This window comes from Arthrobacter sp. Z1-9, assembly GCF_054792695.1.
Genome location: NZ_CP096456.1, coordinates 3,057,868 through 3,084,388, shown reverse-complemented (window position 1 = coordinate 3,084,388; position 26,521 = coordinate 3,057,868). Strand labels below are relative to the sequence as shown.

Here is a 26,521-nt window from a genome sequence, read left to right as displayed (position 1 = left end):
GCTGGCTCCATCGGCGAAAGCCTGATCTGCACAGCAAAGGAGCTAGCAATGACTGTTTACGCACAGCCCGGAACCGAGGGCTCGAAGGTCACGTTCAAGGACCGGTACGAGAACTGGATCGGCGGGGAGTGGGTGGCCCCGGTGAAGGGGCAGTACTTCGAAAACATCACGCCGGTAACGGGCAAGGCCTTCTGCGAACTGGCGCGCGGCACGGCAGAGGACATTGAACTGGCGCTGGATGCCGCACACAAGATTGCTCCGTCCTGGGGAAAGACCTCCGTGGCCGAGCGCGCAGCGGTCCTGAACAAAATCGCGGACCGCATCGACGAGAACCTGGAGATGCTCGCCGTCGCCGAGTCCTGGGACAACGGCAAGCCCATCCGCGAAACCCTTAACGCGGACCTTCCGCTCGCGGCCGACCACTTCCGCTACTTCGCCTCGGCAGTCCGTGCCCAGGAGGGCAGGCTGTCCCAGCTCGACGACGACACCACCGCCTACCACTTCCACGAACCCCTGGGCGTCGTCGGCCAGATCATCCCCTGGAACTTCCCCATCCTCATGGCCGTGTGGAAGCTTGCCCCTGCGCTCGCCGCCGGCAACGCCGTGGTGCTCAAGCCGGCCGAGCAGACACCGGCGTCCATTCTCGTCCTGGTGGAGCTCATCGGCGACCTGCTTCCGGCCGGCGTCCTCAACATCGTCAACGGCTTCGGCGTCGAAGCCGGCAAGCCGCTGGCCTCCAGCCCCCGGATCCGCAAAATCGCCTTCACCGGCGAGACCACCACCGGCCGCCTCATCAGCCAGTACGCCAGCCAGAACCTCATCCCGGTCACCCTGGAGCTGGGCGGCAAGAGCCCGAACATCTTCTTCAACGACGTCGCCCAGGACAATGACGCGTTTTACGACAAGGCACAGGAAGGGTTCGCACTGTTCGCCTTCAACCAGGGCGAGGTGTGCACCTGCCCGTCCCGCGCGCTGGTGCAGGAGGACATCTACGACTCGTTCATGGCCGACGCCGTGGCGCGCGTGGAGAAGATGGTGCAGGGCAACCCGCTGGACACCGAAACGCAGGTAGGTGCCCAGGCCTCGAACGACCAGCTGGAAAAGATCCTCTCCTACATCGACATCGGCAAGCAGGAAGGCGCCAAGGTCCTCACCGGCGGCGGCCGCGCGGAGCTGCCGGGCGACCTGGCCGGCGGGTACTACGTCCAGCCCACGGTGTTCGAAGGCCACAACAAGATGCGGATCTTCCAGGAGGAGATTTTCGGCCCCGTGGTGGCAGTGACCAAGTTCAGCGACTACAGCGAGGCCATGGGCATCGCCAATGACACCCTCTATGGGCTGGGTGCGGGAGTGTGGTCCCGCAACGGCAACGTGGCCTACCGTGCAGGGCGCGAGATCCAGGCCGGGCGCGTCTGGGTCAACAACTACCACGCCTACCCGGCCGGGGCCGCATTCGGAGGGTACAAGTCCTCCGGCATCGGACGGGAGAACCACGCGATGATGCTGGACCACTACCAGCAGACCAAGAACCTGCTGGTCAGCTACAACGAAAACAAGCTGGGCTTCTTCTAGGCCATGGCTCCCAGAAGCGCGATCGACGCAGCGGTGACGCTGCCCGGGGAGGACTTTTCCCGGGTGGCGCTCACCCCCGAGGCCGCGGAGCTGTTGCGGAAGCTCTGGCTCCGGCACGGGCCGCTGATGTTCCATCAGTCCGGCGGGTGCTGCGACGGGTCATCGCCCATGTGTTTTCCTGTCGGCGACTTCCTCACCGGTGACTCCGATGTCCTGCTGGGCCTGTTCGATGTATCGGATGGCCTGGAACCCCAGCCCCTGGAGTTCTGGATGTCCCGGGAGCAGTTCAACTACTGGAGCCACACGCACCTGACAGTTGATGTGGTGCCGGGACGGGGCAGCGGTTTCTCGGTGGAGGCACCGGAAGGCAAACGCTTCCTGATCCGCTCCACCCTGATGGACTGGCCCGCCTAGGAGTTCGGTAGAAAGCGCTTGGGACCCTCCTCACGGAGGGTCCCAAGCGTGTTCACGGAATAGAGTTCGGCGAATCGGCCGTCTCACCATTCGGGACAATTGGGACCGTCCAGTGGATGGACACTATCGTTGATAGGTCTGTTTCCATCAGAAATCAGGATAGTGATCCCCTTATGAACCTTCTCCGGACCAAATCGATCGAGCAGTCGATGGCCGACGCCGATGAACCCGGACGCAAGCTCAAGCGGTCCCTCAGCACCTGGGACCTCATGATCATGGGCGTTGCCGTGGCCGTGGGCGCCGGAATCTTCTCCGTCGGCGCCAAGGCGGCGGCCAACTTCTCCGGCCCTGCCGTCACGCTGTCCTTCGCGATCGCCGCCGTCACCTGCGCCCTTGCCATTATGTGCTACGCCGAGTTTGCCACCGCCATCCCCGTGGCCGGCTCCGCCTACGTCTTCACCTACGCCACGATGGGCGAACTCCTTGCTTGGATCATCGGCTGGAACCTGATCCTTGAGCTCTTCACAGCAGCCGCGGTTATCGCCAAGTACTGGGGCATCTACCTCAGCAAGGTCTTCGCCCTCATGGGCGCCGACGTGCCGGCGGCGCTTTCCCTTGGCGGCGTGGACCTCTACTGGGGCGCGTTCCTGATCGTTGCCGTGTTTACGGTGCTGCTGGTGCTGGGCACCAAGCTGTCGGCCCGCGTGGGCAACATCTTCACCCTGATCAAGATCGGCGTGGTCCTCTTTGTGATCATCGTCGGCTTCACCTACGTGAAGTTCGAAAACTACAGCCCGTTCATCCCGGCTGCCGAGCCGACCGGCGGCACCGGCGCCGCAGATGTCCTGAAGCAGTCATTCTTCGGCTTCCTCACCGGAGCCGCCCCGGCACAGTACGGCACCCTCGGCATCTTCGCCGGCGCCGCCCTGGTGTTCTTCGCCTTCATCGGTTTCGACGTGGTGGCCACGTCCGCGGAGGAAGTCAAGAACCCGCAGAAGACCCTGCCGCGCGGCATCTTCGGAGGTCTTGCCCTGGTGACGCTGCTCTACATCCTGGTTTCCCTGGCCCTGACCGGCATGGTGTCCTACACCCAGCTGGCGGAGGCGGAGAGCCCCACCCTGACCACCGCTTTCGAGGCAGTGGGCGACACATCGGCGGCCAAGGTCATTGCCTTCGGTTCCTTGGTGGGCCTGACAACTGTGATTATGGTGCTCCTCATGGGTCTGTCCCGCGTGGTCCTTGCCATGAGTCGCGACGGCCTCCTGCCACGTTCACTGTCCAAGACCAGTGACAAGCGCTCCACCCCGGTGCGCCTCCAGGTTATCTGCGGCGCAGCCGTTGCACTGGTGGCCGGCCTGACCAACGTGGACCTGCTTGAGGAAATGATCAACATCGGCACCCTTTCCGCGTTTGTGGTGGTGAGCTTCGGCATCCTGGTGCTGCGCAGGAAGCGCCCGGACCTGAAGCCTGCCTTCCGCGTCCCGTTCGGCAAGGTCCTGCCGATCGTCTCCGCCGTGCTGTGCCTCTACCTGATGACCAACCTGGCAGTGGAGACCTGGATCTTCTTCGCCATCTGGTTGGTAATTGGTCTGGCCATCTACTTCGTGTACGGCCAGCGCCACTCCAGGCTGAACGAGCGGTTCACTGAGGCCAACACGGCCGTCAACGGCGCTCCCGTTGCATCGTCCAAGGATGACGAGGACGAGCTGACCCGCGCCTGACGCGGTAAGGATCCTCAACCAAGCTAAGCCGACCGCCCGCTGATTCCCGATCAGCGGGCGGTTCTGCTTTCTCCCACCCTGTCCCGCCAGGGAAGACACGTGCAGCCCGGCCGACTTTGGAGTTCAATAAAAGCTGGACCTGAGGCGGGCCCTAGGACGTCATGGGAGGAACGGGCGCTATGCAGATGACCATGGAGTCGGTGGCAAGGGCTTTCTCAAGCCACCGGTTTGAGGATTCCCTTGCGCAGCTGGATGACGACGTTGCCTGGGAGTTGGTGGGCGGCGAAGAGCTGAAAGGCAAGGCAGCCGTTGTTGACGTCTGCACATCCCTGGCCCGGGACCTCGAGGACGTACAAACCAGTTTTGACCAGTTCAGGGTGGTGGTTGCTCCCGAATGCGTTGTGGTGGACAGCGTTGCCAGCTATGCCGCTGCCGACGGCAGCATCAGCCGGGTTGCGTCCTGCGACATCTATGACTTCCTGGACGGTCGGGTGGTGCGGATCCGTTCCTACAACGTGGAACTGGCTTCCGACACTGCCGGGTGACGCTTCCGACAGCGCCGGCTGACGCTCACGGTGCGGCGTAACGGCCAACCCAGTCCACCAACGGCCGCAGCTCATCCCACAACGCCCCGATTTCCTGGACTGCTGAAGGGCTGTCCAGCCAGTCGGGGCGGCCCAGGTCAGTGCTGGCCGCGAGGGACTTGTGCTTCAGGAGCTCGCCCCGCGGATGGTCCCGCGGGTACCCGCGCGGGACAGTCTTGAGCTTCTCTCCCTCCACCGCGAACCCAGCAGCACCGACGGCGTCGATGATATGCCGAAGTGATTCTCCTGTTCCGGAGGCGTCGACTGAGTTGCGGTACCTCACCAGCTGGGCGGGTGTATGCGAATGGTAGCCGCCGCCCACCAGCAGCCCCTCCGCGCTCACCTGCAGGTAGTAGCCCATCCCTTCCTGGATGGAGGCAAAAGCACCCTGTGCCGTTTTGTACGGTGACTTGTCCAGAGAGAACCGGATGTCCCTGTTGGGCCGGAAGATCCTGCCGGGGCCAAACCGGGGCTCCAGCTCCGCGAGCAGGAGAGCGATCGGTTCGCGGACCAGCTCCTGGTACCTGTCCTTATGCTCCAGCCACCACTCACGGTTGTTGTTGTCCTGCAGTTCTTTGTAGAAATCGAAGGCGCCGGCGGGGATGCCCTGGAAAGTTGTCATGCGTCGATCCTAGGGACGGCTGCCAGCGGCGGCTACGCGGCTTGATGCCTATGTGGAAAGCCCCCGCCTATGTGGAAAAGAAAAGCACCCCGCCACGGATTACCGTGACGGGGTGCTTTTTCGTAGCGCAAGACGTGGCTGGATCAGCCGATCTTGTTGGCAGCCTCTGCATCGGAGGACGGTGCCGATGCAACAGCTACGGCGCCGAGGTTGGCGCGGAGCTTGGCGCCAAGTTCGGCGTCAACGTTGGTCCAGTACTGGATGGCGCGTTCCTTGATGCCGGGGCTCTTGACGCCGCCCACTGCACCGGTGATGGTCTCGAGCAGGCGTGCCTTGGCGCCGTCGTCGTAAACCTCGCGGTACAGGGTGCCGGCCTGGATGAAGTCGCTGTCCTCGGCGTGGAGGGAGTGCGCAGCATGGGTCAGCTCGCCGTCGTTCTCCCAGCCCCCGGCCGGGTTCTGCGGTTCAACTGCAGCCGGGCCACCAACAGAGTTGGGGGCGTAGACCGGGACGGAGGGCGCGTTGAAGTGGTACCGCCCGGCGCCGTCCTGGCTGTAGTTGTTGACCTGGTTCTTGGGCTGGTTCACCGGGATCTGGGCGTGGTTGGTGCCCACGCGGTAGCGGTGTGCGTCAGCGTAGGAGAAGATGCGGGCCTGCAGCATCTTGTCCGGGGAAGCGGCGATGCCCGGCACGAAGTTCGAGGGGGCGAAGGTGGCCTGCTCGATCTGCGCGAAGTAGTTCTCCGGGTTCCGGTTCAGCTCCATGGTGCCCACCTTGATCAGGGGGTAGTCGCCGTGCGGCCACACCTTGGTCAGGTCGAACGGGTTGAAGCGGTAGGTCTTGGCGTCCTCGTACGGCATGACCTGCACGTGCAGGTCCCAGGACGGGAAGTTGCCCGCTTCGATGTTCTCGGACAGGTCGCGGATGTAGAAGTCCGCGTCGGAGCCGGCCAGGGCCTCGGCCTGCTCGCTGGACATGGAGTTCACGCCCTGGTTGGACTTGAAGTGGTACTTGACCCAGAACCGCTCACCGGCGGCGTTGATCCACTGGTAGGTGTGTGAGCCGTAGCCCTGCATTTCGCGCCAGGAGGCGGGCAGGCCGCGGTCACCCATCAGCCAGGTGACCTGGTGGGCGGACTCGGGGGACAGGGTCCAGAAGTCCCACTGCATGTCCGCGTCGCGCAGGTGGGTGCCCGGGAGGCGCTTCTGGGAGTGGATGAAGTCCGGGAACTTGATGCCGTCGCGGATGAAGAACACCGGGGTGTTGTTGCCCACGAGGTCGTAGTTGCCCTCGGAGGTGTAGAACTTCACGGCGAAACCGCGGGGATCGCGCCAGGTGTCCGGGGAGCCGTTCTCGCCGGCCACGGAGGAGAAGCGGATCAGCATCCCGGTTTCGACGCCGGGCTGGAGGAAGGCTGCCTTCGTGTACTTGGACACGTCTTCGGTGGTCTTGAACGTACCGAATGCACCGCCGCCCTTGGCGTGCACTACGCGCTCCGGGACCCGCTCGCGGTTGAACTGGGCGAGCTTTTCCACCAGGTAGTGGTCAGTCAGGATGATGGCACCGTCGGCACCGACTGACTTTGAGTGTGCGTCGGACGTAACGGGGGCACCTGACTGGGTTGTTGAAATGGCAGTCATTGTTCTCCTATTTCTCTATTTCTTCTGAGGGACGATTGGAAGGAAGTTGTTGGGACTGCTGGCAGTCCTGGCAGATGCCCTGGTACATCACATCGGCGATCTGGATGGTCATGGGCTTGGCGTTCTCGTCCCAGTGGGGCGTGAGGCAGGGGGCGTGGCCCACCGCGCAGTCCACGTCCTCCACGCGGCCGCAGCTGATGCAGATGGCGTGGTGGTGGTTGTCGCCAACCCGGGTCTCGTACAGCGCGGGGGAGTGCGGGGGTTCGAACCTGCGAAGCATGTGCAGGTCCGTCAGGTCCCCGAGGACCACGTACACCGACTGTGCCGTGAGTTCCGGAAGCTCGGCGCGGGCCGCGGCCAGGATGCTTTCGGCAGGGGAGTGGGGGTGGCGTTCGACGGCGGCGAGCACGGCCAGCCGCTGTTTGGTCACCCTGCGGCCATGGGCGCGCAGGGCCGCTGCCCATGCCTCGTGGCCGTCCAAGTGCTCCGTCATGACACCATTGAAGCACTTATTATGAACATCTCACAATAAGGCTCGGCTAACCTCCCGAGTCCCTTTGAAAACTCCTGCATCACGACGAGTTGCGGGGTGTTGAGCCTGCGTTCTTAGGCGGAGCACTGGAACCCTGCTCCGTGGAGAGCCGTTCCCATAGAAGAGGGAGGATGAGAAGTGCACAAACACTACAACGGACTCAAGACGGCGGCGCTGTTCGGCGTCCTCTGGGCGGTACTGCTGGGCCTCGGGGCGCTGATCGGCGCCGGCACCCGCAGTTCCGCGCCCGTCTGGATCATGGCGCTGGTGGGGGTGGCGACGACGGCGTACAGCTATTGGAACAGCGACAAAATCGCCATCCGGTCCATGCAGGCCTATCCCGTCACCGAAGCGCAGGCTCCGCAGCTGTACCAGATAGTCCGGGAGCTCTCCGCCCGGGCCAACCAGCCCATGCCGCGCATTTACCTCTCGCCCACGATGAATCCGAACGCGTTCGCCACCGGGCGCAATCCGAGGAACGCAGCCGTCTGCTGTACCGAGGGAATCCTGCAGCTCCTGAACGCCCGTGAACTCCGCGGTGTCCTCGGACATGAACTCATGCACGTCTACAACCGGGACATCCTCACCTCCTCGGTGGCGGCCGCTGTTGCGGGCGTCATCACCTCGGTGGGCCAGATGCTGCTGTTCTTCGGCGGCGACCGGCGTAACTCCAACCCGATCGCGATGCTGGCCATGGCCCTGCTGGCACCCTTCGCGGCGTCCCTGATCCAGATGGCGATTTCCCGCACCCGGGAGTACGACGCCGACGAGGACGGTTCGCAGCTGACCGGCGATCCGCTGGCGCTTGCCTCAGCCCTGGCCAAGATCGAGCGCGGCGTGGGCATCGCGCCGCTGCCGCATGACCAGCGGCTGGTCAACGCGTCGCACCTGATGATCGCCAACCCGTTCCGCGGCGGCGGGATGAACAAGCTGTTCGCCACTCATCCGCCCATGCGGGACAGGATCGCCCGCCTGGAGCGGATGGCCAGCGGGCCGCTGCGGTAGCCTGGTGCCCCCGCGTTCCTGATGCGCCCAGTGAGGCGCTGCGTGATGCGGCAATTCCTTCCGACACACAAAGAGGCCGGCGCGCCCAATATTGGGCGTCGCCGGCCTCTTTTCGCAGCGGCAAGTACTGGGCCCGTCGAAAACGACGGTCCGCGGCTAGCTGCGGAAGTTCACAAACTGCAGGTCGGCCTCGTCGAAGTCCTTCAGCAGCGCCATGGTGGCCTGCAGGTCGTCGCGGGACTTGGACGTGACACGCAGTTCGTCGCCCTGGATCTGGGACTTCACGGACTTGGGCGCTTCGTCGCGGATCAGCTTGTTGATCTTCTTTGCCAGGTCCTGCGCGATGCCCTCCTTGATGGAGGCCTCGAGCCGGAACTCCTTGCCGGAGGCGTAGGGTTCACCGGTGTCCAGCGACTTCAGCGAGATGCCGCGGCGGATCAGCTTTGACTGCAGGACATCCAGCACTGCCAGGACACGTTCCTCGGAATTGGCCTTCATCAGGATCTTCTCGCCGCTGAAGTCCACCTCGGCGCCCACGCCTTTGAAGTCGTAGCGCTGGGCCAGTTCCTTCTGTGCCTGGTTGAGGGCGTTTGCCACTTCCTGCTTGTCCACTTTGCTTACGACGTCGAACGTTGACTCGCCTGCCATGACTCTCCTTGTGCTGGTGGGTGCCCCGTCCGCGGACAGGGCTTGGGTGGCTGGATTCAAGCCTAATACGGATGCTCCCGTTAGGGGCGGGCACCTATTCACAGTTCCCTTACAGCGGACGCTCCGGGGGAACGAAGGAGGCCCGGGCAGAGTTGTAGGAGTTGGAAAGCTGCTGCACGAAGGGAACACCATGCACCGCAATGCCGTCCGATATGTCACCCGCACCACCTCGGCGGCGGCCGGTGCGGTGGCCACAGCAGCAACGTCGGTGGCGGCCGCCGCGGTGGCGGCCTCCATCATCTTCAGTCCGGTGGCGGACGCCTCCTCCCGGTTGGAGGGCGTCCACGCGGACCTGCTCCGAGCCGTCCAGCTGAACCAGATCACCGAGGAACAGGCGGTGAAGTTCGAGGCCCGGCTCGCCGGAAGGATTCTGGGTGAAGCCTGACGGCTCGGGAGGCCCTGAAAGCCCGGAATTCCTTGTCCTTGCGGGCCTGCGAGTGCCGATTCGATTCTTCAGCGGAAGTTCTGTATTGTTGTGTTGCCCGCGGTTACTGGAAGCGGAACGGCCCGGAAACGGACGGTTCGCAGACTGCAGCCGAGGGTGATCTTCTTTTGAAGTTCGGCAGATTACCCGAGCGGCCAAAGGGGGCTGACTGTAAATCAGCTGGCAACGCCTACGGGGGTTCGAATCCCTCATCTGCCACCCAAGGAAAAGCCTCCGGAACCACATGGTTCCGGAGGCTTTTCTGTGTCCGTCAAGCGGTCCCCAGCACTCGGAAAAAAGCGCCGCAAACCGCCGTCGACATCGTTACTGGCCCGGGCGTAGGCTGGCAGCATCGGCGCATGTGCCCGATGCCCTGCGTCGATAAACCAATCGATGAAGGAGGACCAATGAGTGCCGTACGTGAGTTTATGACTACGGACGCGCAGTGTATTAAGGAAACCCAGTCCCTGGCAGACGCGGCCAGGATGATGTTGGGTCTGGACTGTGGATCGTTGCCGATCTGCGGTGACGACGGCAAGCTGAAGGGCATGATCACCGACCGTGACATCGTGCTCAAGTGCGTAGCCGCAGGACGTGATCCGCGCGAGATGATGGCCCGCGACCTCGCCTCGGGCAGGCCCCACTGGGTGGACGCCGACGCCAATGTTGATGCCGCCATCGAAATGATGGAAAGGTACCAGGTCCGGCGGCTCCCGGTCATCGCCGACCACAAGCTGGTAGGAATCATCAGCCAGGGAGACATCGCCCGCAATTACTCCGAGCAGCGTGTTGGTGAGCTCGTGGAGCACATTTCGGAACGCAAGCCGATGAACGCATAGTAGGGATTGCCCGTCAGGCTTATCCCCACAACCAACGCCACGGAGCCTTCTCCGTGGCGTTCCTTATTTGCGCGTTCATGGCCTTGTCCGCGGCTCCCCGCCTTGAAGGGTCAGGAGCCGCGGACAAGCTTAGGAAGCGGGGGCAGCGAGTCCTGCATCCTCAGCTCAGGGCGATCAGGAGCATCTGGCTTGTCCCTGGAATGCAGGTCTGCAGGATGGCCCGGGGGAATCCCCCGAATACTGCGATGACGTCGTTGGTGGTTCCGGGGTTGGGTACCTGGCCCCTGGCAGTTACCGTGTAGGTTCCGTAACCCGGGATGCTCACCGTCTCGCCCACCCCGATTCCGGAGAACCGCCCCCAGCCGCCGCAGAAATCATGCTCGGTGATGAAGAGCGAGTAGCCGTCGTTGGGCGTGTAATGGATGGGTCCGATGCAGGCGTCCACCATGGATTGCCCGCCGGCCCCGGCCACGTAGATAGTGCGGACTGCAGGAGCGGGCGGAACGAAGGCGGGGGCTGCTGCGGGCGGTGGAGCCGGCGCCGGAGCGCCCGCCGGTACAGGGGCCGCCGCGACCGCCGGTGGTGCCGGATCGCCGGCCGGTACAGGTGCCGCCGCGGGTACGGCAACGGCTGGACCAGTCAGGACCAATGTTTGTCCCGGGACGATGACGCTATAGGGGCTTAGGCCGTTGGCAGCAAGCATCCCGACCATGTCCACACCGAGTCTCGACGCGATGGCTCCGACAGTATCCCCGGGGGCCACCGTGTACAGGTTGGCGTCCACAGCAGGTGCGGCAGGCGGCGGGGCAGTGACAGGAGCAAGTGCGGCAGGCGGCGGGGCAGGGGCAGGTTCGGCAGGCGGCGCCGGAGTGGTCTCCGCGGCCGTTTCCGCGGCAGGCGGTTCGGCTATGGATGCGTCTGCGGGCGCGGCCGCCTGCCCTTGGACTTCGCTGGTAGAGGCGCCGGAAGAATCGGTGCCGGACGCAGCCTGGGCCTTGGCTTCAACACCGGCTTGACCTTCCGGGGCCGCCGCGGCAACGGGACCGGCCGCCGTCGTATCCTGCATAAGGAAGGGGGCGGGTGCCGCCAGCGCTCCGACTCCCACGGCCGCCACCACGGCAGCGGTGGCCATCCCGGCCCACAGCTTGTTGCTGATGGCGGGGCGGCCAACCGTCAGCTCGGTGCGGGGGACGTCTGTGGCGAAGCTGCTGCTTGGTGGATCTGTAGCTTTGGAATTCGGCTCGTTCATGGGTGGCCCATCGAGGTTCGGTCCAGCCAGGCGGGTGCAGTGCACGGGCCGAAGGCGGGACGGATCGAGGTGTAATGCGCCGGCGGCCCAGCTTCAAGCCGGGCCGTTCAGGGCGCATGATGGAGGCGTCCGCACACCCAGAAATACGGAAGCTCCGCGAGGAGGCGTTGCCATCGGAAGCCACCCGGTGGACTGGCCAGCATTTGTTTAACCCTAGGAACCCCGAGTCTAGGAAGTCCGGCCGGGCCGGGCACCAGTAGGGGCTACCCGAATATTTTGACGCGGTACTTGGGAGTCCCCGGACCGATACTCAAAGCCGCTCCGGCCCGCTACTTGTGCAGAACCGTCCGGGCCTTAGCTGCTGTGCATGTCCTTCAGCTCAGCAATCTCACGGCGAAGCAAAGCCATCTCCGCTACGAGTTCTGCCACCTCGGCCCGGGCGGGCTCCTCGGCCTCCGCCATGGCTTCGGCGTTGTCCTCCACGCGCTGCACCAGCCAGGAGGCGATGGACGCCGTGACCACGCCCAGAACAGCGATTCCGCTCATCATGAGGGCGGCCGCCACCATTCGGCCGATCGGCGTCACCGGATACATGTCCCCGTAGCCAACAGTGGTGATGGTGGTCATGGCCCACCACAGAGCATCACCGAAGGTAACGATTTTTGCGTCCGGCACGTACTGCTCCACGTCAAGGACGGCAAGGGCGCCCACGAACACCAGCATCGTCGCGGACCCGACAACGTATGTGACCACGCGTCCCCGGAGCGTGTCGCCCAGCGTCCGGTGCAGGACAGACAGCAGCGTCACCAGCCGGAGAAGGCGGAGCGGCCGGAAGAACGGCAGCGCGACGATCAGCAGTTCATGGAGATTCCGGAGGAACCAGCTGCTCCTGTCCGCGGCCAGCCAAAGGTTGAGCAGGTAGTCCGCTGCAAAAATCCCCCAGGTAGCCCACATCACCACCTCAAGCCAGAACGCGCCGCTGCCTTCCATGCGCCCGATCACCTGCCACGCATACGCTGCCAGGAAGATGAGCGCAGTCACCGTGAGCGGCCAGTCCGCGAGGTCCCGGTAGCGTTGTTGGGTCATGCAGGAAATCCTACGCGGAGGGTCTCCATCCACCCCGCGGATACCTACCTAAGTTACTCACGGGTAACATGGCTTCATGCACCTGCTTCTACGAACCCTGCTGCTGCTGTTTACCTCATCCCGGCGCCCGCCGTTGACCGTTTGGGACGGGTCCTCGCTGCCGCTGCGGGTGCTGCCCACCGACATCGACATCGCCATGCACGTCAACAACGGCATGTACCTTTCACTGATGGACCTGGGCCGGTTCGACCTGATGGTGCGCAGCGGCGTGTGGAAGCGGATGCGCCGCCGGGGCTGGAGCCCGGTGGTGGCCGCAGAGACCATAGCCTTCCGGAAGTCCCTTCAACTGTGGCAGCAGTACACCATCGAGACCCGCATCATCGGCCTGGACGCTAAGGCAATCTATTTCGAGCAGCGCATGGTGGCCGACGGCGAAATCTACTCCCGCGCGTACATTGCCACCCGCCTGGTCGACAAGGGCCGGCCGGTAAGCCAGGAGGAGATCCTGCGGGAGTTCGGCCAGCCGCCGGCAGACCTGGTGCTCCCTGACTGGGTCCACGAGTGGCGGGCGTCCAGCGCGCTGCCGGGGAGCCGGACGCCCGCTCCGCACACGTGGAGCTGACACTTCGCCCCAGTGCCGGCGGGGCTATACGTGAGCGCGCAGGTTATTCCCGATGACGCGGGAAGCGAACAAGCGGCCGGGGCCGCGACATCACGCGCCGCCGCGCGTACCGTTGACTCATGGCTACCGTTGACATCACAGGTGAACAGTTCGCATCAACCATCGAGGGCAACGACATTGTCCTGGTGGATTTCTGGGCAGAATGGTGCGGCCCCTGCAAGCAGTTCGGACCCACGTACTCGGCTGTCTCTGAGAAGCACCCTGATGTCCTCTTCACCAAGGTGGACACAGAGGCTGAGCAGCAGCTCGCCGCCGAGGCAGGCATCTCCTCCATTCCCACGCTGATGGCCTTCCGCGAAAAGGTACTGGTGTTCTCACAGCCCGGCGCGTTGAATTCACAGCAGCTCGAACAGGTGGTGGATGCCGTGAAGGCCCTGGACATGGACGAAGTCCACGCCCACGTGGCACGCCAGCGGGAAGAAGCCGCTGCGGCCAGCAAGTCAGCCGGCCCTCAGGACGGAACGCAGATTCCGGACGCGTGATCTCCGAAGTTTGACCCTCGCTTGGAAGTGACGAAGCGGCGCCCTCTGACGAGAGAGGGCGCCGCTTCGATTTTGCCCGGTGTAAGAGGCCGTCAGAGGCGTTCCAGCTTGACGGGTTCGGCCAGGAGCGCGCTCAGGGATTCGTTCAGGTCCTGCACCGCGATGCCCTTGGAGTGCTTTTCCAGGTCCTCTTCCGACGCCCACTGCTCGGTGAGGACGAGCTTCTCCTCCGTGGCTTCGGTGAGCTCGTAACGGATGCAGCCGGGTTCGTTCACCACCTCGTCGATGGCGATTTCCAGGGCCAGCTTTACACGGTAAAACTCGCCGTCGTTGGGGATGAACGTTGCCTGCAGGTCAATGGGTGAACTCATGGATTTCACAATACCGGCCACCGCCTGCCGGACCGTTCCGGTTAACGCCGGCCGCGGGACTGTTGCGCTTTGATGTCCTTCTATTGCCCCGGTCCTGTTGGTAGCGTGCCATCATGCGTGCTTACACAGCCGGGAACACTGACGTTCCGCTACTCGAGGAGACCATCGGCGGGAACTTTGAGCGGGTGGTGGCAAGGTTTCCGTTCCTTGACGCACTGATCGAGGCGGCTCCGGTGCCCGGCGCCGACGCGCGGCGCTGGAGCTACACCAAGATGAACGACGACGTCGACCGGCTGGCGCGTGCGCTCCTCGCCCTGGGCATCGCCAAGGGGGACCGAGTGGGGATCTGGAGCCCCAACTGCGCCGAGTGGACGCTCCTGCAGTACGCCACCGCCAAGGCCGGTGCCATCCTTGTCAACGTCAACCCCGCTTACCGCAGCCACGAGCTGGAGTTTGTGGTGCAGCAAAACGGCATGCGGATGCTGGTCACTGCGCCCTCGGACCGGAACAGCGATTACGTGGGCATGGCGCGTCGTGCGCTCGCAGCGTGCCCGGACCTGCGCCAGTTAGTGTTCCTTCCCGCTCCCGGCGGGGAGGGGCTCGACGGCGGGGTCCCGGTAGGTGACGCGGAGCTGACGTACGCCGAGCTGCTGAGGCGGGCGGACGACGTCGGGCATTCCGGGCTGCGGGCCCGGATGGCTGAACTCAGCCCGCACGATCCCATCAACCTGCAGTACACCTCAGGGACAACGGGTTTTCCCAAAGGCGCCACGCTGACGCACCACAACATCCTCAACAACGGCTACTCCATAGGGGAGCTGCTCGGCTACACGGAGCAGGACAGGGTGGTGATCCCGGTGCCGTTCTACCACTGCTTCGGCATGGTGATCGGCAACCTGAACGCGCTCAGCCACGGAGCAGCCACCATCATTCCGGGCCGCGGCTTCAACCCGGCGGCTGCGCTGGAGGCGGTGCAGGACTTCGGCGGAACGTCCCTGTACGGGGTGCCCACCATGTTCATCGCGGAGCTCGCGCTGCCCGACTTCGCCTCCTACGACCTGTCCACCCTCCGTACCGGGGTCATGGCCGGATCCCTCTGTCCCATCGAGGTGATGAACCGCGTCATCTCGGAGATGAACATGGTGGATGTGGCCATCTGCTACGGCATGACCGAAACGTCGCCGGTGTCCACCATGACCCGGAACGGCGACACTCTCCAGCACCGGACGGAAACAGTAGGCCGGACCATGCCGCACCTGGAAAGCAAGATTGTGGACCCCGCGTCCGGCGAAGTCCTGCAGCGCGGGCAGATCGGGGAGTTGTGTACCCGCGGCTACGCCGTGATGGCCGGGTACTGGAACCAGCCGGAGAAAACCGCCGAGGCGATTGACCAGGACGGCTGGATGCACACCGGAGACCTGGCGCGGATGGACGATGACGGTTACGTCGTGGTCGAGGGACGCATCAAAGGACATGGTGATCAGGGGCGGCGAGAACATCTATCCGCGTGAAATTGAGGAGTTCCTGTACACCCACCCGTCCATCCAGGACGTACAGGTCATCGGGGTGCCCGACAGCAAGTACGGGGAGGAACTGATGGCCTGCATCATCCTCAAGGACGGCGCTGAGCCGCTGGACGCAGACGCCGTCGCCGAGTTCTGCCGGGGCAGGCTGGCGCACTACAAGATTCCGCGCTATGTGGATGTCCGGGACAGCTTCCCCATGACGGTCTCCGGTAAGGTCCGCAAAGTGGAGATGCGGGAGGAAGCCGTGGCCCGGCTGGGGCTCTGACCCTGCGGCGCGGCTGAACTAGTGCCGGCGGTGGTCCTGGATGGTCATCCGGGGGCCAAAGGTGGGCTTGCGGAAACCGCTGGCCTGAATCATCCGCACCACGCGCTGGCGGTGCCCTTCCCAGGGGGCAAGCAGGCGGAGCATGCCGGCGTCGTCCGTCCGGCGGCCTGTCAGCGCCGCCCCAACATAGGCAGCGAGGTGGTAGTCGCCCACGGAGATGGAGTCCGGGCAGCCGTGGGTTCGCTGCACCACCTCCGCCGCCGTCCAGATGCCGATTCCCGGGATGGTCTGCAGCTTGGCTGCCGCCTCGAGGGCCGGGAGAGCTGCCAGCCGTTCAAGCGCGACGGCAGAGCGCAACGCCCGCATGACCGTCGCCGAACGCTGCGGCCCCACTCCGGCCTTGTGCCACTCCCAGCTGGGGACCTGCAGCCATTGTGCGGCCGTGGGCGCCAGCATCAGGCTGGGCGGGGTGGAGTTGCCGGCAGGCGGGGCCGGTGTTCCGTACCGGTGCACCAAGTACCGGTAGGCCCGCCGCGCTTCGATGACTGTCACCTTCTGCTCCAGAATGATGGGCACGAGCTGGTCAATCATGCGCCCGCTGGACGGAAGCCGCAGGGCCAGGCTCCGCCGTCGTGCCTCACGGACCATGCGGGGGAGGGTGGTGTGGAAAGATGGCTCATCAAAGGCCCGCCAATCGTCGCCGGCCCCCAGGAGCCGCGGGACCGCGCCGACGGCAGCGGCGGCGCCCGGGCCCCACGCCTGGACGTCGACGCGGTGCTCCAGCTCGGCGCCACCGGCCGGACTGAGCCTCACAGTGGCAGGGCCGTCTTCCGTGGTGAAGGCATTCCAGATGACACTTCCCTGGACACTGAAGGAAGGATCGCTGTTGCCGCGCAGGATCGGGCCGAGGGTCCGGGACAGGTCATAGGGGCCGTCCGGATACCACCGGAGCGAGGCGTCCGCGGCGGCTGCCAGCCGCGGTGGTGCCTCTGCGATCGTCATGCACCAATCGTCCCACGGGGCGCGGACAAAGCGCCCGCCGTGCCGGTTCCGCGGCCCTTAACGGGCAGCAGACAGAGGACTAGACTCCACCGTGTGGTGCGGAAAACACTGCACCGAAAGCCCGAAAAACGAGGAGGAAACAATGGGTGGAGTAGTGCATTTCGAAATTCCCGCGGACGACCAGGAGCGGGCCAGGAGCTTCTACAAGGAGGCCCTCGGCTGGCGGATCGATCCCGTCCCGGGCATGGACTACGACATGGTGGTCACCACTCCCATGGACGAGTCCACGGGACAACCCACGGAAGCGGGCGCGATCAACGGTGGCATGATGGCCCGGGAGGCAGACCTGACGAACCCCGTCATCACCGTGGACGTCGAGGACATTGAAGCGACGCTGAAGACAGTGGAGTCTTTGGGCGGAGCTGTGGTGCGGCCGAAGGAAACCATTCCCGGGATGGGCTCCTTCGCTTATTTCAAGGACACCGAAGGCAACGTCATGGGCCTCTGGGAGAACCTTCCCGCTGACGAGCAGGCACAGGCCGCCGGGTAGGGGAATGCGCCTGCGGAAGCGGTAGCTTTGTACTCATGAAGTACGCCCAGTCCATCCTGGACCTCATCGGCAATACCCCGCTTATCAAGCTCAACCACGTGACGGACGGCGTCAAAGCCACAGTCCTGGTCAAGCTGGAGTACCTGAACCCGGGGGGATCCATCAAGGACCGCATCGCGGCGAAGATGGTGGAGGACGCCGAGCGGGACGGCAAGCTGCAGCCCGGCGGCACTATCGTTGAGCCCACTTCCGGAAACACGGGTGTGGGCCTGGCGCTCGTGGCGCAGCAAAAGGGCTACAAGTGCATCTTTGTGGTGCCGGACAAGGTGGGCGAGGACAAGCGTGCCGTGCTGCAGGCCTATGGCGCCGAAGTGGTGGTGACGCCCACCGCTGTCCCGCCGGACAGCCCGCAAAGCTACTACGGTGTGTCGGACCGAATCGTCCGCGAGACGCCCGGGGCGTACAAGCCGGACCAGTTCTCCAACCCGGCCGCACCCGGCAGCCACTACCTAACCACCGGTCCCGAGATCTGGCGGGATACCGACGGGAAGGTCACCCACTGCGTCATCGGCGCCGGCACCGGCGGTACCATCACCGGCGTGGGCAGGTACCTCAAGGAAGTTTCGGCGGGCCGGCCGGCTTCCGACGGCGGGACGGTCCGGATCATCGGCGCCGACCCCGAAGGTTCGGTCTACTCCGGCGGCACCGGGCGCCCCTATTTCGTGGAGGGCGTGGGCGAGGACATGTGGCCCGCGAACTACGACAAGTCCGTCCCGGACCAAGTGATCGCCGTCAGCGACGCCGACTCGTTCGCCATGACCCGGCGCCTGGCCCGTGAAGAGGGACTGTTGGTGGGCGGCTCATCCGGCATGGCCGTGGTAGCAGCGCTGCAGGCGGCGCGGGACCTGCCGGAAAGCGCCGTCGTCGTCGTGATCCTGCCGGACTCCGGCCGGGGCTACCTGGCCAAAATCTTCAATGACCAGTGGATGCGCTCCTACGGCTTCCTCTCAGGCGGCGAGGAGACCTCCGTGGGCGAGGTCATCAGCTCCAAGAACGGCGAACTTCCGGACCTGGTGCACATCCACCCCAACGAGTCTGTCCGCGATGTCATCAACATCATGAACGAGTTCGGCGTCAGCCACATCCCGGTCCTGTCCCAGGAGCCCCCGGTGGTGATGGGCGAGGTGCTGGGCGCGGTGGATGAGCGCACCCTCACGGCCAAGCTGTTTCGCGGCGAAGCCAAGCTGACGGACAAGATCTCCGAGCACATGGGCCCCAAGCTGCCGGTGATCGGTTCGCTGGAAACCATCTCGGCCGCCAGGGAGCTGCTCTCCGACGTGGACACGGTGATGGTCACCTTTGTGGGCGCTCCCGTGGGGATCCTCACCCGCCACGACCTCCTGGCCTACCTCAGCAACTGAACTGCTTCAACCCCGATAAGGAGCATCATGTCCGTCCCGCAGAACCAGGGTTTCAACACGCGTGCCGTGCACGCCGGCCAGGATTTCGAGCCGCGCACGGGGGCCGTGGTACCGCCCGTGCACTTCGCCACCACTTATGCGCAGGACGGCATCGGCGGCCTCCGCGAAGGGTATGAATACAGCCGCGGCGGCAACCCGACCCGGGACGCACTGCAGGAACAGCTGGCAGCGCTGGAGCTGGGCAAGCATGCCTTCAGCTTCGGTTCCGGACTGGCAGCCGAAGATTCCCTGATCCGCGCCCTGACCCGCCCCGGGGACCACATCGTGCTCGGCAACGACGCCTACGGCGGCACCTACCGGCTGATCAGCAGGGTGCTTGGCCCGTGGGGAATCGGCAACACCCCGGTGGACATGGCCAACCTGGACACTGTCCGACAGGCGGTGACCGCCAACAAGGCACGCCTGCTTTGGGTGGAGACGCCGTCCAACCCGCTGATGAAGATCACGGACATTGCGGCGCTCGCGGAGATCGCGCACGACGCCGGGGCCCTCCTCGTGGTCGACAACACCTTCGCATCCCCCTACCTGCAGACCCCGCTCGCCCTCGGTGCCGACATCGTGGTGCACTCCACCACCAAGTACATCGGCGGCCACTCAGACGTGGTGGGCGGCGCCGTGGTGGTCAAGGACGCGGAGCTGGCGGAAAAGATCGGCTTCCTGCAGTTCGCCGTGGGCGCCGTTTCAGGGCCCATGGACGCCTTCCTCACCACTCGCGGCCTCAAAACCCTGGGCGTCCGGATGGACCGGCACAGCCTCAACGGCCAAGCCGTGGCGGAGTGGCTGCTCGAACGCCCTGAGGTTGAAAGCGTCCTCTACCCGGGGCTGCCGTCGCACCCGGGGCACGAGCTGGCGAAGAAGCAGATGCGGAACTTCGGCGGCATGGTGTCCGTGCAGTTCAAGGGCGGCGAAGCTGCCGCACGCAAAGTGGCGGAGTCCACCAAGGTGTTCATGCTGGCGGAGTCCCTCGGCGGCATCGAGTCGCTCATGAACTACCCGTCCGAGATGACGCACGCCTCGGTCAAGGGCACCGAACTAGCAGTTCCGGTGAACCTCCTCCGCCTGTCCTGCGGCATCGAGGACGTCGAGGACCTGGTGGCCGACCTCGACCAGGCCTTCTCCTCCATTCCCTAGATGAAGGCGCGGCTGGAGGCATCCGATTCCGTACTCACCAAGCCCCACCGGCGGCCCCGCCGCTTCCACCCTGCCTGGACCGTTGCCGCCGTAGCGTTCCTTGCCCTGGTGGGTGCCGCCGGTTTCCGCGCCGCACCCGGGGTCCTGATGGTGCCGCTGCAGGAGGAGTTCGGCTGGTCCACCACAGTTTTGTCGGCAGCCGTCAGCATCAACCTGGTTCTCTTTGGGCTGACGGCGCCGTTTGCCGCTGCGCTGATGGAGCGGTTCGGCATCCGGGCCGTCACGGCCATCGCGCTGGTCCTGATCGGCACGGGCAGCGCCCTCACCGTGCTGGTGAACCAGTCCTGGCAGATCCTGCTCACCTGGGGCCTGCTGATCGGCCTCGGGACCGGTTCCATGGCGCTGGTCTTCGCCGCCACCATTGCCAACACCTGGTTCGTCAAGAGCCGCGGACTGGTGATCGGCATCCTGACCGCCGGCAGCGCTGCTGGCCAGCTGGTCTTCCTGCCGTTTATCGCCATGCTGGCCCAGGATCCGGGCTGGCGGCAGGCGTCCCTGCTGATCGCCGCGGGAGCCCTGGCTGTTGTCCCGCTGGTGCTGAAGTTCCTCAAGAACTCCCCGGCCGACGTCGGCGCCTTGCCCTACGGCGAAACTGCGCCTGCCGGGGGAGCGCTGCCTGCCGGTGAGGCGTTGCCCCAGTCCCCGGTGGAGGAGGCCGGCCCGCGGAGCAACGCTGCGGTGCGCGCGCTGCAGGTCCTCAAAAGGGCCAGCCGCGTCCGGACGTTCTGGGCGCTGGTGGCCGGGTTCGCGATCTGCGGTGCCACCACCAACGGGCTGATCGGCACCCACTTCATTCCCTCAGCACACGACCACGGCATGCCCGAAACCACGGCCGCGGGCCTGCTCGCCGTCGTCGGCATCTTCGACATCGTGGGCACCATCGCCTCCGGCTGGCTGACGGACCGGTTCAACCCGCGGATCCTGCTCGCCGTCTACTACCAGTTCCGCGGGATCGGCTTGCTGGTGCTGCCCCTGCTCCTGAACGCCGAAGTCCAGCCCAGCATGATTGTGTTCGTGGTGATCTACGGCCTCGACTGGGTGGCCACTGTCCCGCCGACGGCGGCCATCTGCCGGGAGACCTTCGGCACGGACGGCAGCGTGGTGTTCGGCTGGGTCTTCGCGGCCCACCAGTTCGGAGCGGCCGCCGCAGCACTGGGCGCCGGTGCCATCAGGGACGTCACCGGCCATTACACCTACGCCTGGTTCGGCGCGGCGGCGATGTGCACCATCGCCGCAGTCATCAGCGCCACCATCCGAAAGCACTCCCGCGAAACCGTTCCCGCCACCGCCGACGCCTAACCAGGCCCAACGGACGGGGCTACTACGCTGATCCCATGGAAACCCCCGTCGAAGGCCCTGTCCGTCACGTAGCCCTCATTACCGGCGCAGGCCGGCTTGCCTCCATCGGTGCGGGCATCGCCCGCCAGCTAGCCGCCGAAGGCTGGGACCTGGTGCTGGCTTACTGGCAGGACTACGACGCCCGGATGCCGTGGGGGAGCGAGCCGGACGACGTCGTCCGTTTGACGGCCGAGCTGGAAGCGATCGGCGCCCGCGTCCACTCGCTGCCCGCAAACCTTGAGGACCCGGGCACCGCCGATCGCCTGCTGGCTGAAGCGGTGCGGCTGTCCGGTCCGCTGCAGGGCCTGGTGCTGAGCCATGCCGAGTCCGTCGACTCCGGCATCCTGGACACAACCCTGGAATCGTTCGAGCGCCACTTTGCCGTCAATACGCGGGCCAGCTGGCAGCTGATTGCCGCCTTTGCGCGGCAGGCAACGGCCGACGGCGGCGCGATCCTTGCGCTGACCAGTGACCACACAGCGTTCAACCTGCCCTACGGCGCCTCGAAGGGCGCGCTGGACAGGATTGTGATCGCCGCTTCCCGGGAGCTGGGGCCGCTGGGCATCTCGGCCAACGTCCTGAACCCGGGTCCTGTGGACACGGGCTGGATGGATGATGAGGTGCGGAAGGCCCTTACCGCCCGGCAGCCCACCGGCCGCCTGGGCACCCCTGCCGACGTCGCCGGTACCGCCGCGTTCCTGCTCTCGCCGGCCGGCCGCTGGGTTTCGGGACAGCTCATCAAGTCGGACGGCGGCTTCTCCGCGTAGCGCCTTTTCGACCCGGCCCGCCTCCGCCGCATCCTGCCCAACTAGGTAGCGCTAGGTGTCGTTTTGACCCCCCAAAACGACACTTGGCGCTACTTACTTGGGGAGGGGAGTGGTGCTGCTCTTGCTGGTGGCGGTTGCTTTGCCGGTGAAGTAGCCGCGGGTTGCCGGCAGGAACCGGCAGGCCACGGCCAGCACCACTCCGAGTGCAAGCAGCAGCACGCCGCTTATGAACGCACCGCCGACGCCGAAGATCTGGGTGTCGCCGTAGGCCGGGTCCCACATCTGCACGGCCGAGATGAAGAACGCGGCGGTCAGCAGCAGGGCGCCAACCAACGGCAGGATCCCGCGGAACCACAGGTTCCGGGCCGACTCCCGCAACGTGGCCCGGAAGTACCAGAAGCAGGCGAAGCCGGTGAGGGCGTAGTAGAAGGCGATGAACAGGCTGATGGCGCTGATGGAATCGGACAGCAGGTTTTCGCTGAGGAAGCTCATGGCAACGTAGTAGGCAATCGCCGCGCCGCCCATGACCTGTGTGGAGAAACCGGGGGTCTGGTTTTTCGGGTGGACCTCGCCGAACTTCGCCGGCAGGGCGCCGTGCACTCCCATGGACAGGGTGCCGCGGGCGGTGGGCAGGATGGTGGACTGGGTGGAGGACAGCACCGAAGCGAGGACCGCGACGACGATCAGCCAGCCCCAGGGTCCGAGCACCACGTCCTTCATGGCCAGGAAGACGTCGTCCTGGTTGGCTTCGTTGCCCAGGCCGATGCCTTCAGAACCAACGGTGGCGTACATCATCACCAAGAGCGCTACGGAGACGTAGATGGCCACCAGGATGAAGGCGGAGATCACTGCACCGCGGCCTGGGGTGGTGGAGGGGTTTTCGGTTTCCTCGTTGACCGCCAGGCAGGTGTCCCAGCCCCAGTAGATAAAGAGCGCAAGCAGGGCACCGTGGACCACTGCACCGGGATCGGCGAAGGCTCCTGCGGGGTTGAACCACCCAAAATCGAAAGGCTGGCCTTCCGGCGCGCCGCTTACAATCCGAATCACGATGGCCAGCGCAAAGATGCCCAGGGCTATGTACTGCACGTAGGTCAGCACCCGCTGGACGTGTTCGCCCAGCCGGATGCCCCGGTAGTTCACCAGCGTCATCACGGCGATGAACAGCACACCGGTGGCCGTCACTACCAGCTTGTTTTCCGCCAGCGAGCCGTCACCCACCAGGAGCCACAGGTATTGCCCCGCCACCTGCGCGAGGTTGGCCAGGACCACAATTCCGGCGAGCGCAACACCCCAGCCGCCCAGCCAGCCGGCCCAGGGCCCGAAGGCCCGCCGGGACCAGGTGAAGGTGGTGCCGCAGTCCGGAATGGCGCTGTTGAGTTCGCGGAAGGCATAGGCGATGAACAGGACGGGGATAAAGCCCAGCAGCAGGATCAGGGGGGTGTAGTTTCCGTTCACGGCAACGATGAGGCCCAGGGTGGCAGCCAGCGAATACACCGGCGCCGTCGAAGCCAGGCCCAGCATGACGGAGTCGCCAAGATCCAGGATGCCGGCGCGGAGCCCCTTGGTCGGAACGGAGGTGCCGGGCCCGCCGCCGGGTCCGCCCGCCGTCGTGGTTTCTGTGCTCATAGTGTCACCGGAGTCATAGTGCGATACCTGCTTTGCTGGAGTGGGCCGCGGCCGAGAGCGGGGCCGGAGCGTCAATGGTGTTGGGCACAAATCTGCAGAAATAGTCGGTGATGGGGCCGTCCGATTCGCGGATGCCGCAGCCCACGGACTCACCGTCCACCACCCAGAGGCCAAGGACGGGGTGGTTACCGTCGAAGTCCGGCAGCGGGTGGTACTGCTGGTAGCACCAGCCTTCACGGCCGTAGCCGCCGGGTTGTTCCAGGCTGATGCCCTGGGCGTGGATCTTGATGTTGTCGCCTTCGCGGCCGTGCAGTGGTTTGGCCACCCATTCCTTCAGCGGCCCCGGTTCGTTCAGGTACGCCTGCAGCAGGTTGGGGTGCCCAGGAAACAGGTGCCACAGGGCCGCGAGGAGCGCTTTGTTGGAAAGCAGCATCTTCCAGGCGGGTTCCACCCAGCGGGGATTGTGGGCGCGTTCCAGCAGCCGGGGTCCAAACGGTTCCTTCATCATTAGCTCCCACGGGTACAGCTTGAACATGGTGCTGATCATGAAGTTGTCCAGGTCCACAAAGCGGTTCAGGTTGGGGTCCCAGCCGATATCGGACATGTTGATGCCGATGGTGGTCCATCCCGCCTGGCTGGCCACGTCCCGCATGTAGGCCGCGGTCATCCAGTCCTCGCCGGAATCCTCGACCTCCGAATGCGCCACGTGAAGGGTGCTCATGCCGGTGCGGAACTGCATCTTCTTCCACTGCCGGATCAGCGCTTCATGGATGCCGTTCCACTGGTCCTTCTCCGGGAAGACGTCCTGCAGCCAGAACCACTGGGCCACGGCGGCTTCGATCAGGCCCGTGGGGGTGTCCGCGTTGTACTCGAGCATCTTGGCGGGGCCGCCCTGCCCGTCATAGATGAAGTCGAACCGACCGTAAACATCGAGATCGCCGGCCTGCAATGAGTCCGCAGCCAACTCCAGGGCCTGCGGGCCTATGCCGATGTCCCCCATGGCGCCGGTGGCAAGGAACCGGGCGGCCTCCAGGCACATCTTGTGCATGTCCTCCGCCGTTGCCTCGAGGGTCTCCACCTCGTCCAGGGTGAACTCGTAGTAGGCGGCCTCGTTCCAGTATTCGATCCTGCGGCCGTCCGGCATGGTGGTGGTGGAGAAGACCAGGCCCTGCTCTTCAATCTTCTGCTTCCAGCCGGGCCTGGGTTCAGACAACAACCGCTTCACGCCTAACCCCCCGAAACCTTGCCGCCGCCACCACTGGTGCCGCTTTTGGCGCTGGTGCCGAAGCCGCCCCGGCTCACAGTGCCGCCTTTGGTGCTGTAACCGGTAGACGCTTTCGCACCGGTGGGCACAGTCCGAGTGTAGTTGGGGGCGGTGGAACGGTTTTGCCCCACCGCCGGGACAAAGGCGCCCCGGGAGAAGAAGTACCAGGCGTAGATGCCGCCGCCACGGCCGGCGGAGCTGTCGCAGCTGGCGTCCTCGACGCGCTCGCCGGTTTCGTCGTTGAAGCAGACCTGCGCGTATTCCGGCTCGTCCTGGTTGCTGGCAACCACCGCGGTGATGGTGCCGGCCAGCAGGGCCGTCACGCCCAGGCCCACCACTACGGTGCGCCGCTGGGAGCGCTTCTTCCGTGCCACCGCCTCGGTCTGCTGCTTCTCGCGGTCACGGGCAAAGGGGTCCACGGGTGTGACTGGCTCGTTGAGGAGTTCCGGGCGCAGTTCCGGCTTGGGTACCTGCCAGGGGGGAGGCTTGGGGGCGTCCGGCGCCGGCGTGCCGTTCGGTGCGGCAGCGGAGCTGCCCGCCGCGCCGTCCTGCCGGCCATCGCCCCTGGCTGGATCGTGCTCCGGGTCCTTGTTCGGGTCCACGGCGTCCCCCTCAGTTGTTACGTGAATTGGGCACAGCGCTGCACCCCCAATTGCAATCCTCAAATCAGCGTAGTCCCTGCAGCCTGCTGCTGCGAGCAGGAAAGCCGGGATGGCGGGGTAGCCGCCACGGGCTGCGCCGGAAACCTACACTGGTGCCATGGAAACCGCCTCTGTGCTTGCCGTCTGCCGTGTCCACCAGCTCCTTCCGGATCTCTCCAGCGTGGGCGTGACTGCCATCGACAAGCGTGCGGTGGAGGGGCCGGTGAAGGTGCACAAGCTCGGCCTGCAGGGCGACATCCAGGCGAACCGGGTACACCACGGCGGCCCGGACCAGGCCATCTACGCCTACTCCCAGGCCGACGCGGACTTTTGGGCGGGTGAGCTCCAGCGCGACCTGCCCCCGGGGATCTTCGGTGAGAACCTGCGCGTGGCGGGGATCGACACCACGGGGGCGGTGATCGGCGAACGCTGGAAGATCGGCCTCGACGTGGAAGTGGAGGTGACGTCCCCGCGCACACCCTGCGCCACCTTCCAGCGACGGCTGGGTGAGCCGCAATTCGTCAAACGCTTCACGGGGGAGGGCCGGGTGGGAGCCTACCTCCGGGTGATCCGCGTCGGCACCATCCGGGCAGGGGACCATATCCACCGGACGTACGTTCCCAGGCACGGGGTTACCGTGGGCAAGTGGTTCAGCGAGCCGGACCTTGAATCGATGGAAGCATTGCGTGACGCCGACGCCGACGGTGAGATCCGGCTGCAGCAGCCTGAGTTCAGGCAGAAGTTCGCGGCGCTGGAACGGCAGTTGGCCCGGTAGCAGCCCACCCGGGTGGCTGGCAGGGGAGCGGTGTGGGCAAGCTCACCGCCGACGTCGTACTCCCAATTACCGCCGGGGCCGGTGCGTGCCCTACACTTGAAATATCCCCCACTCCGGAAATCCCTTATTCCTGCCCAATTTTTGAGGCAGGACTGGCAAGTGTT

General features: G+C 65.2%; 26 protein-coding genes, 1 tRNA gene and 1 pseudogene. 17 read left to right on the top strand and 11 right to left on the bottom strand.

Annotation, left to right across the window (positions count from 1 at the left end):
• Positions 1-48: 48 nt before the first annotated feature.
• The 4 genes from exaC to M1D93_RS14320 all read left to right on the top strand — a co-directional run bounded on the left by exaC (position 49) and on the right by M1D93_RS14320 (position 4,252).
• The gene (gene exaC, locus M1D93_RS14335) at positions 49-1,572 is read left to right on the top strand and encodes an acetaldehyde dehydrogenase ExaC (protein WP_461172146.1); all 1,524 of its coding nucleotides are present in this window, start codon (positions 49-51) and stop codon (positions 1,570-1,572) included.
• 3 nt (positions 1,573-1,575) lie between these two features.
• A complete protein-coding gene (locus M1D93_RS14330) occupies positions 1,576-1,986 on the top strand; it encodes a DUF779 domain-containing protein (RefSeq protein WP_461172145.1) in 411 nt (136 codons plus the stop codon).
• Between the two features lie 173 nt (positions 1,987-2,159).
• Positions 2,160-3,707: an amino acid permease gene (locus M1D93_RS14325; protein ID WP_461172144.1), complete on the top strand. Its 1,548-nt coding sequence runs from the start codon at positions 2,160-2,162 to the stop codon at positions 3,705-3,707.
• A 179-nt stretch (positions 3,708-3,886) separates the two neighbouring features.
• On the top strand, positions 3,887-4,252 hold the full coding sequence (locus M1D93_RS14320; protein ID WP_461172143.1) for a nuclear transport factor 2 family protein: 366 nt from the start codon (positions 3,887-3,889) through the stop codon (positions 4,250-4,252).
• Between the two features lie 25 nt (positions 4,253-4,277).
• Here the strand turns inward: M1D93_RS14320 and M1D93_RS14315 are convergent, their stop codons facing one another.
• The 3 genes from M1D93_RS14315 to M1D93_RS14305 form a co-directional block, all read right to left on the bottom strand.
• A complete protein-coding gene (locus tag M1D93_RS14315) occupies positions 4,278-4,913 on the bottom strand; it encodes a DUF2461 domain-containing protein (RefSeq protein ID WP_461172142.1) in 636 nt (211 codons plus the stop codon).
• Positions 4,914-5,056: 143 nt separating this feature from the next.
• On the bottom strand, positions 5,057-6,553 hold the full coding sequence (locus M1D93_RS14310) for a catalase (RefSeq protein ID WP_461172141.1): 1,497 nt from the start codon (positions 6,551-6,553) through the stop codon (positions 5,057-5,059).
• 7 nt (positions 6,554-6,560) lie between these two features.
• Positions 6,561-7,046 carry a Fur family transcriptional regulator gene (locus M1D93_RS14305; protein ID WP_461172140.1) on the bottom strand — a complete coding sequence of 162 codons (486 nt, stop codon included), beginning with the start codon at positions 7,044-7,046 and terminating at the stop codon, positions 6,561-6,563.
• Between the two features lie 177 nt (positions 7,047-7,223).
• Here M1D93_RS14305 and htpX point away from each other — a divergent pair, with 177 nt between their 5' ends.
• On the top strand, positions 7,224-8,090 hold the full coding sequence (htpX, locus tag M1D93_RS14300) for a zinc metalloprotease HtpX (RefSeq protein ID WP_461172139.1): 867 nt from the start codon (positions 7,224-7,226) through the stop codon (positions 8,088-8,090).
• Between the two features lie 156 nt (positions 8,091-8,246).
• Here htpX and M1D93_RS14295 read toward each other — a convergent pair whose 3' ends face one another.
• Positions 8,247-8,738: a YajQ family cyclic di-GMP-binding protein gene (locus tag M1D93_RS14295; RefSeq protein ID WP_050054209.1), complete on the bottom strand. Its 492-nt coding sequence runs from the start codon at positions 8,736-8,738 to the stop codon at positions 8,247-8,249.
• Between the two features lie 190 nt (positions 8,739-8,928).
• On the opposite strand from M1D93_RS14295, the gene M1D93_RS14290 reads away from it, so the two are divergent.
• From M1D93_RS14290 to M1D93_RS14280, 3 genes are all read left to right on the top strand, one after another.
• A complete protein-coding gene (locus M1D93_RS14290; RefSeq protein WP_461172138.1) occupies positions 8,929-9,183 on the top strand; it encodes a hypothetical protein in 255 nt (84 codons plus the stop codon).
• A 176-nt stretch (positions 9,184-9,359) separates the two neighbouring features.
• Positions 9,360-9,441 (top strand) — tRNA-Tyr (locus tag M1D93_RS14285).
• 188 nt (positions 9,442-9,629) lie between these two features.
• The gene (locus M1D93_RS14280) at positions 9,630-10,061 is read left to right on the top strand and encodes a CBS domain-containing protein (RefSeq protein WP_461172137.1); all 432 of its coding nucleotides are present in this window, start codon (positions 9,630-9,632) and stop codon (positions 10,059-10,061) included.
• A gap of 160 nt (positions 10,062-10,221) precedes the next feature.
• Here the strand turns inward: M1D93_RS14280 and M1D93_RS14275 are convergent, their stop codons facing one another.
• Both M1D93_RS14275 and M1D93_RS14270 read right to left on the bottom strand, forming a co-directional pair.
• Positions 10,222-11,310: a LysM peptidoglycan-binding domain-containing protein gene (locus tag M1D93_RS14275; RefSeq protein WP_461172136.1), complete on the bottom strand. Its 1,089-nt coding sequence runs from the start codon at positions 11,308-11,310 to the stop codon at positions 10,222-10,224.
• A 354-nt stretch (positions 11,311-11,664) separates the two neighbouring features.
• Positions 11,665-12,396, bottom strand: a complete 732-nt coding sequence (locus M1D93_RS14270) for a potassium channel family protein (RefSeq protein ID WP_461172135.1) — start codon at positions 12,394-12,396, stop codon at positions 11,665-11,667.
• A gap of 76 nt (positions 12,397-12,472) precedes the next feature.
• On the opposite strand from M1D93_RS14270, the gene M1D93_RS14265 reads away from it, so the two are divergent.
• Both M1D93_RS14265 and M1D93_RS14260 read left to right on the top strand, forming a co-directional pair.
• Positions 12,473-13,018: an acyl-CoA thioesterase gene (locus M1D93_RS14265; protein WP_461172134.1), complete on the top strand. Its 546-nt coding sequence runs from the start codon at positions 12,473-12,475 to the stop codon at positions 13,016-13,018.
• A gap of 119 nt (positions 13,019-13,137) precedes the next feature.
• Complete coding sequence (locus M1D93_RS14260; RefSeq protein WP_461172133.1) at positions 13,138-13,560, top strand: thioredoxin family protein; 423 nt, start codon at positions 13,138-13,140, stop codon at positions 13,558-13,560.
• A 92-nt stretch (positions 13,561-13,652) separates the two neighbouring features.
• On the opposite strand, the gene M1D93_RS14255 is transcribed toward M1D93_RS14260, so the two are convergent.
• On the bottom strand, positions 13,653-13,931 hold the full coding sequence (locus tag M1D93_RS14255) for a putative quinol monooxygenase (RefSeq protein ID WP_461172132.1): 279 nt from the start codon (positions 13,929-13,931) through the stop codon (positions 13,653-13,655).
• A 113-nt stretch (positions 13,932-14,044) separates the two neighbouring features.
• On the opposite strand from M1D93_RS14255, the pseudogene M1D93_RS14250 reads away from it, so the two are divergent.
• A pseudogene (locus tag M1D93_RS14250) lies at positions 14,045-15,722 on the top strand (AMP-binding protein).
• An 18-nt stretch (positions 15,723-15,740) separates the two neighbouring features.
• Here M1D93_RS14250 and M1D93_RS14245 read toward each other — a convergent pair.
• A complete protein-coding gene (locus M1D93_RS14245) occupies positions 15,741-16,724 on the bottom strand; it encodes a DNA-3-methyladenine glycosylase family protein (RefSeq protein ID WP_461172131.1) in 984 nt (327 codons plus the stop codon).
• A 142-nt stretch (positions 16,725-16,866) separates the two neighbouring features.
• Between M1D93_RS14245 and M1D93_RS14240 the strand changes: the two genes are divergently transcribed.
• The 5 genes from M1D93_RS14240 to M1D93_RS14220 are packed head-to-tail and all read left to right on the top strand — an operon-like array spanning position 16,867 to position 22,051.
• Positions 16,867-17,274: a VOC family protein gene (locus M1D93_RS14240; RefSeq protein WP_461172130.1), complete on the top strand. Its 408-nt coding sequence runs from the start codon at positions 16,867-16,869 to the stop codon at positions 17,272-17,274.
• A 35-nt stretch (positions 17,275-17,309) separates the two neighbouring features.
• Complete coding sequence (locus tag M1D93_RS14235; protein WP_461172129.1) at positions 17,310-18,695, top strand: cystathionine beta-synthase; 1,386 nt, start codon at positions 17,310-17,312, stop codon at positions 18,693-18,695.
• 27 nt (positions 18,696-18,722) lie between these two features.
• Entirely contained in the window at positions 18,723-19,886 is a 1,164-nt protein-coding gene (locus tag M1D93_RS14230) for a cystathionine gamma-synthase (RefSeq protein WP_461172128.1), read from the top strand.
• Complete coding sequence (locus M1D93_RS14225; RefSeq protein ID WP_461172127.1) at positions 19,887-21,245, top strand: MFS transporter; 1,359 nt, start codon at positions 19,887-19,889, stop codon at positions 21,243-21,245.
• Between the two features lie 35 nt (positions 21,246-21,280).
• Complete coding sequence (locus tag M1D93_RS14220) at positions 21,281-22,051, top strand: SDR family oxidoreductase (protein WP_461172126.1); 771 nt, start codon at positions 21,281-21,283, stop codon at positions 22,049-22,051.
• Between the two features lie 93 nt (positions 22,052-22,144).
• Here the strand turns inward: M1D93_RS14220 and M1D93_RS14215 are convergent, their stop codons facing one another.
• The 3 genes from M1D93_RS14215 to M1D93_RS14205 are packed head-to-tail and all read right to left on the bottom strand — an operon-like array spanning position 22,145 to position 25,543.
• Positions 22,145-23,677: an APC family permease gene (locus tag M1D93_RS14215; protein ID WP_461172125.1), complete on the bottom strand. Its 1,533-nt coding sequence runs from the start codon at positions 23,675-23,677 to the stop codon at positions 22,145-22,147.
• Between the two features lie 13 nt (positions 23,678-23,690).
• Positions 23,691-24,902 (bottom strand): glutathionylspermidine synthase family protein, encoded by a 1,212-nt coding sequence (locus M1D93_RS14210; protein WP_461172124.1) that lies wholly within the window; start codon positions 24,900-24,902, stop codon positions 23,691-23,693.
• Between the two features lie 2 nt (positions 24,903-24,904).
• A complete protein-coding gene (locus tag M1D93_RS14205; protein WP_461172123.1) occupies positions 24,905-25,543 on the bottom strand; it encodes a Tat pathway signal protein in 639 nt (212 codons plus the stop codon).
• 157 nt (positions 25,544-25,700) lie between these two features.
• On the opposite strand from M1D93_RS14205, the gene M1D93_RS14200 reads away from it, so the two are divergent.
• Positions 25,701-26,357, top strand: a complete 657-nt coding sequence (locus M1D93_RS14200; protein WP_461172122.1) for an MOSC domain-containing protein — start codon at positions 25,701-25,703, stop codon at positions 26,355-26,357.
• Positions 26,358-26,521: the final 164 nt, after the last annotated feature.

What these genes read in the sequence shown, in the direction of transcription:
- M1D93_RS14225 (WP_461172127.1), top strand. Translation starts at nt 19,887, where the DNA reads ATGAAGGCGCGGCTGGAGGCATCCGATTCCGTACTCACCAAGCCCCAC.
- M1D93_RS14295 (WP_050054209.1), bottom strand. Translation starts at nt 8,738, where the DNA reads ATGGCAGGCGAGTCAACGTTCGACGTCGTAAGCAAAGTGGACAAGCAG.
- M1D93_RS14315 (WP_461172142.1), bottom strand. Translation starts at nt 4,913, where the DNA reads ATGACAACTTTCCAGGGCATCCCCGCCGGCGCCTTCGATTTCTACAAA.
- M1D93_RS14200 (WP_461172122.1), top strand. Translation starts at nt 25,701, where the DNA reads ATGGAAACCGCCTCTGTGCTTGCCGTCTGCCGTGTCCACCAGCTCCTT.
- M1D93_RS14275 (WP_461172136.1), bottom strand. Translation starts at nt 11,310, where the DNA reads ATGAACGAGCCGAATTCCAAAGCTACAGATCCACCAAGCAGCAGCTTC.
- M1D93_RS14280 (WP_461172137.1), top strand. Translation starts at nt 9,630, where the DNA reads ATGAGTGCCGTACGTGAGTTTATGACTACGGACGCGCAGTGTATTAAG.
- M1D93_RS14215 (WP_461172125.1), bottom strand. Translation starts at nt 23,677, where the DNA reads ATGAGCACAGAAACCACGACGGCGGGCGGACCCGGCGGCGGGCCCGGC.
- M1D93_RS14235 (WP_461172129.1), top strand. Translation starts at nt 17,310, where the DNA reads ATGAAGTACGCCCAGTCCATCCTGGACCTCATCGGCAATACCCCGCTT.
- exaC (WP_461172146.1), top strand. Translation starts at nt 49, where the DNA reads ATGACTGTTTACGCACAGCCCGGAACCGAGGGCTCGAAGGTCACGTTC.
- M1D93_RS14310 (WP_461172141.1), bottom strand. Translation starts at nt 6,553, where the DNA reads ATGACTGCCATTTCAACAACCCAGTCAGGTGCCCCCGTTACGTCCGAC.
- M1D93_RS14230 (WP_461172128.1), top strand. Translation starts at nt 18,723, where the DNA reads ATGTCCGTCCCGCAGAACCAGGGTTTCAACACGCGTGCCGTGCACGCC.
- M1D93_RS14270 (WP_461172135.1), bottom strand. Translation starts at nt 12,396, where the DNA reads ATGACCCAACAACGCTACCGGGACCTCGCGGACTGGCCGCTCACGGTG.
- M1D93_RS14320 (WP_461172143.1), top strand. Translation starts at nt 3,887, where the DNA reads ATGCAGATGACCATGGAGTCGGTGGCAAGGGCTTTCTCAAGCCACCGG.
- M1D93_RS14255 (WP_461172132.1), bottom strand. Translation starts at nt 13,931, where the DNA reads ATGAGTTCACCCATTGACCTGCAGGCAACGTTCATCCCCAACGACGGC.
- M1D93_RS14325 (WP_461172144.1), top strand. Translation starts at nt 2,160, where the DNA reads ATGAACCTTCTCCGGACCAAATCGATCGAGCAGTCGATGGCCGACGCC.
- M1D93_RS14265 (WP_461172134.1), top strand. Translation starts at nt 12,473, where the DNA reads ATGCACCTGCTTCTACGAACCCTGCTGCTGCTGTTTACCTCATCCCGG.
- M1D93_RS14330 (WP_461172145.1), top strand. Translation starts at nt 1,576, where the DNA reads ATGGCTCCCAGAAGCGCGATCGACGCAGCGGTGACGCTGCCCGGGGAG.
- M1D93_RS14240 (WP_461172130.1), top strand. Translation starts at nt 16,867, where the DNA reads ATGGGTGGAGTAGTGCATTTCGAAATTCCCGCGGACGACCAGGAGCGG.
- M1D93_RS14245 (WP_461172131.1), bottom strand. Translation starts at nt 16,724, where the DNA reads ATGACGATCGCAGAGGCACCACCGCGGCTGGCAGCCGCCGCGGACGCC.
- M1D93_RS14260 (WP_461172133.1), top strand. Translation starts at nt 13,138, where the DNA reads ATGGCTACCGTTGACATCACAGGTGAACAGTTCGCATCAACCATCGAG.
- M1D93_RS14290 (WP_461172138.1), top strand. Translation starts at nt 8,929, where the DNA reads ATGCACCGCAATGCCGTCCGATATGTCACCCGCACCACCTCGGCGGCG.
- M1D93_RS14220 (WP_461172126.1), top strand. Translation starts at nt 21,281, where the DNA reads ATGGAAACCCCCGTCGAAGGCCCTGTCCGTCACGTAGCCCTCATTACC.
- M1D93_RS14305 (WP_461172140.1), bottom strand. Translation starts at nt 7,046, where the DNA reads ATGACGGAGCACTTGGACGGCCACGAGGCATGGGCAGCGGCCCTGCGC.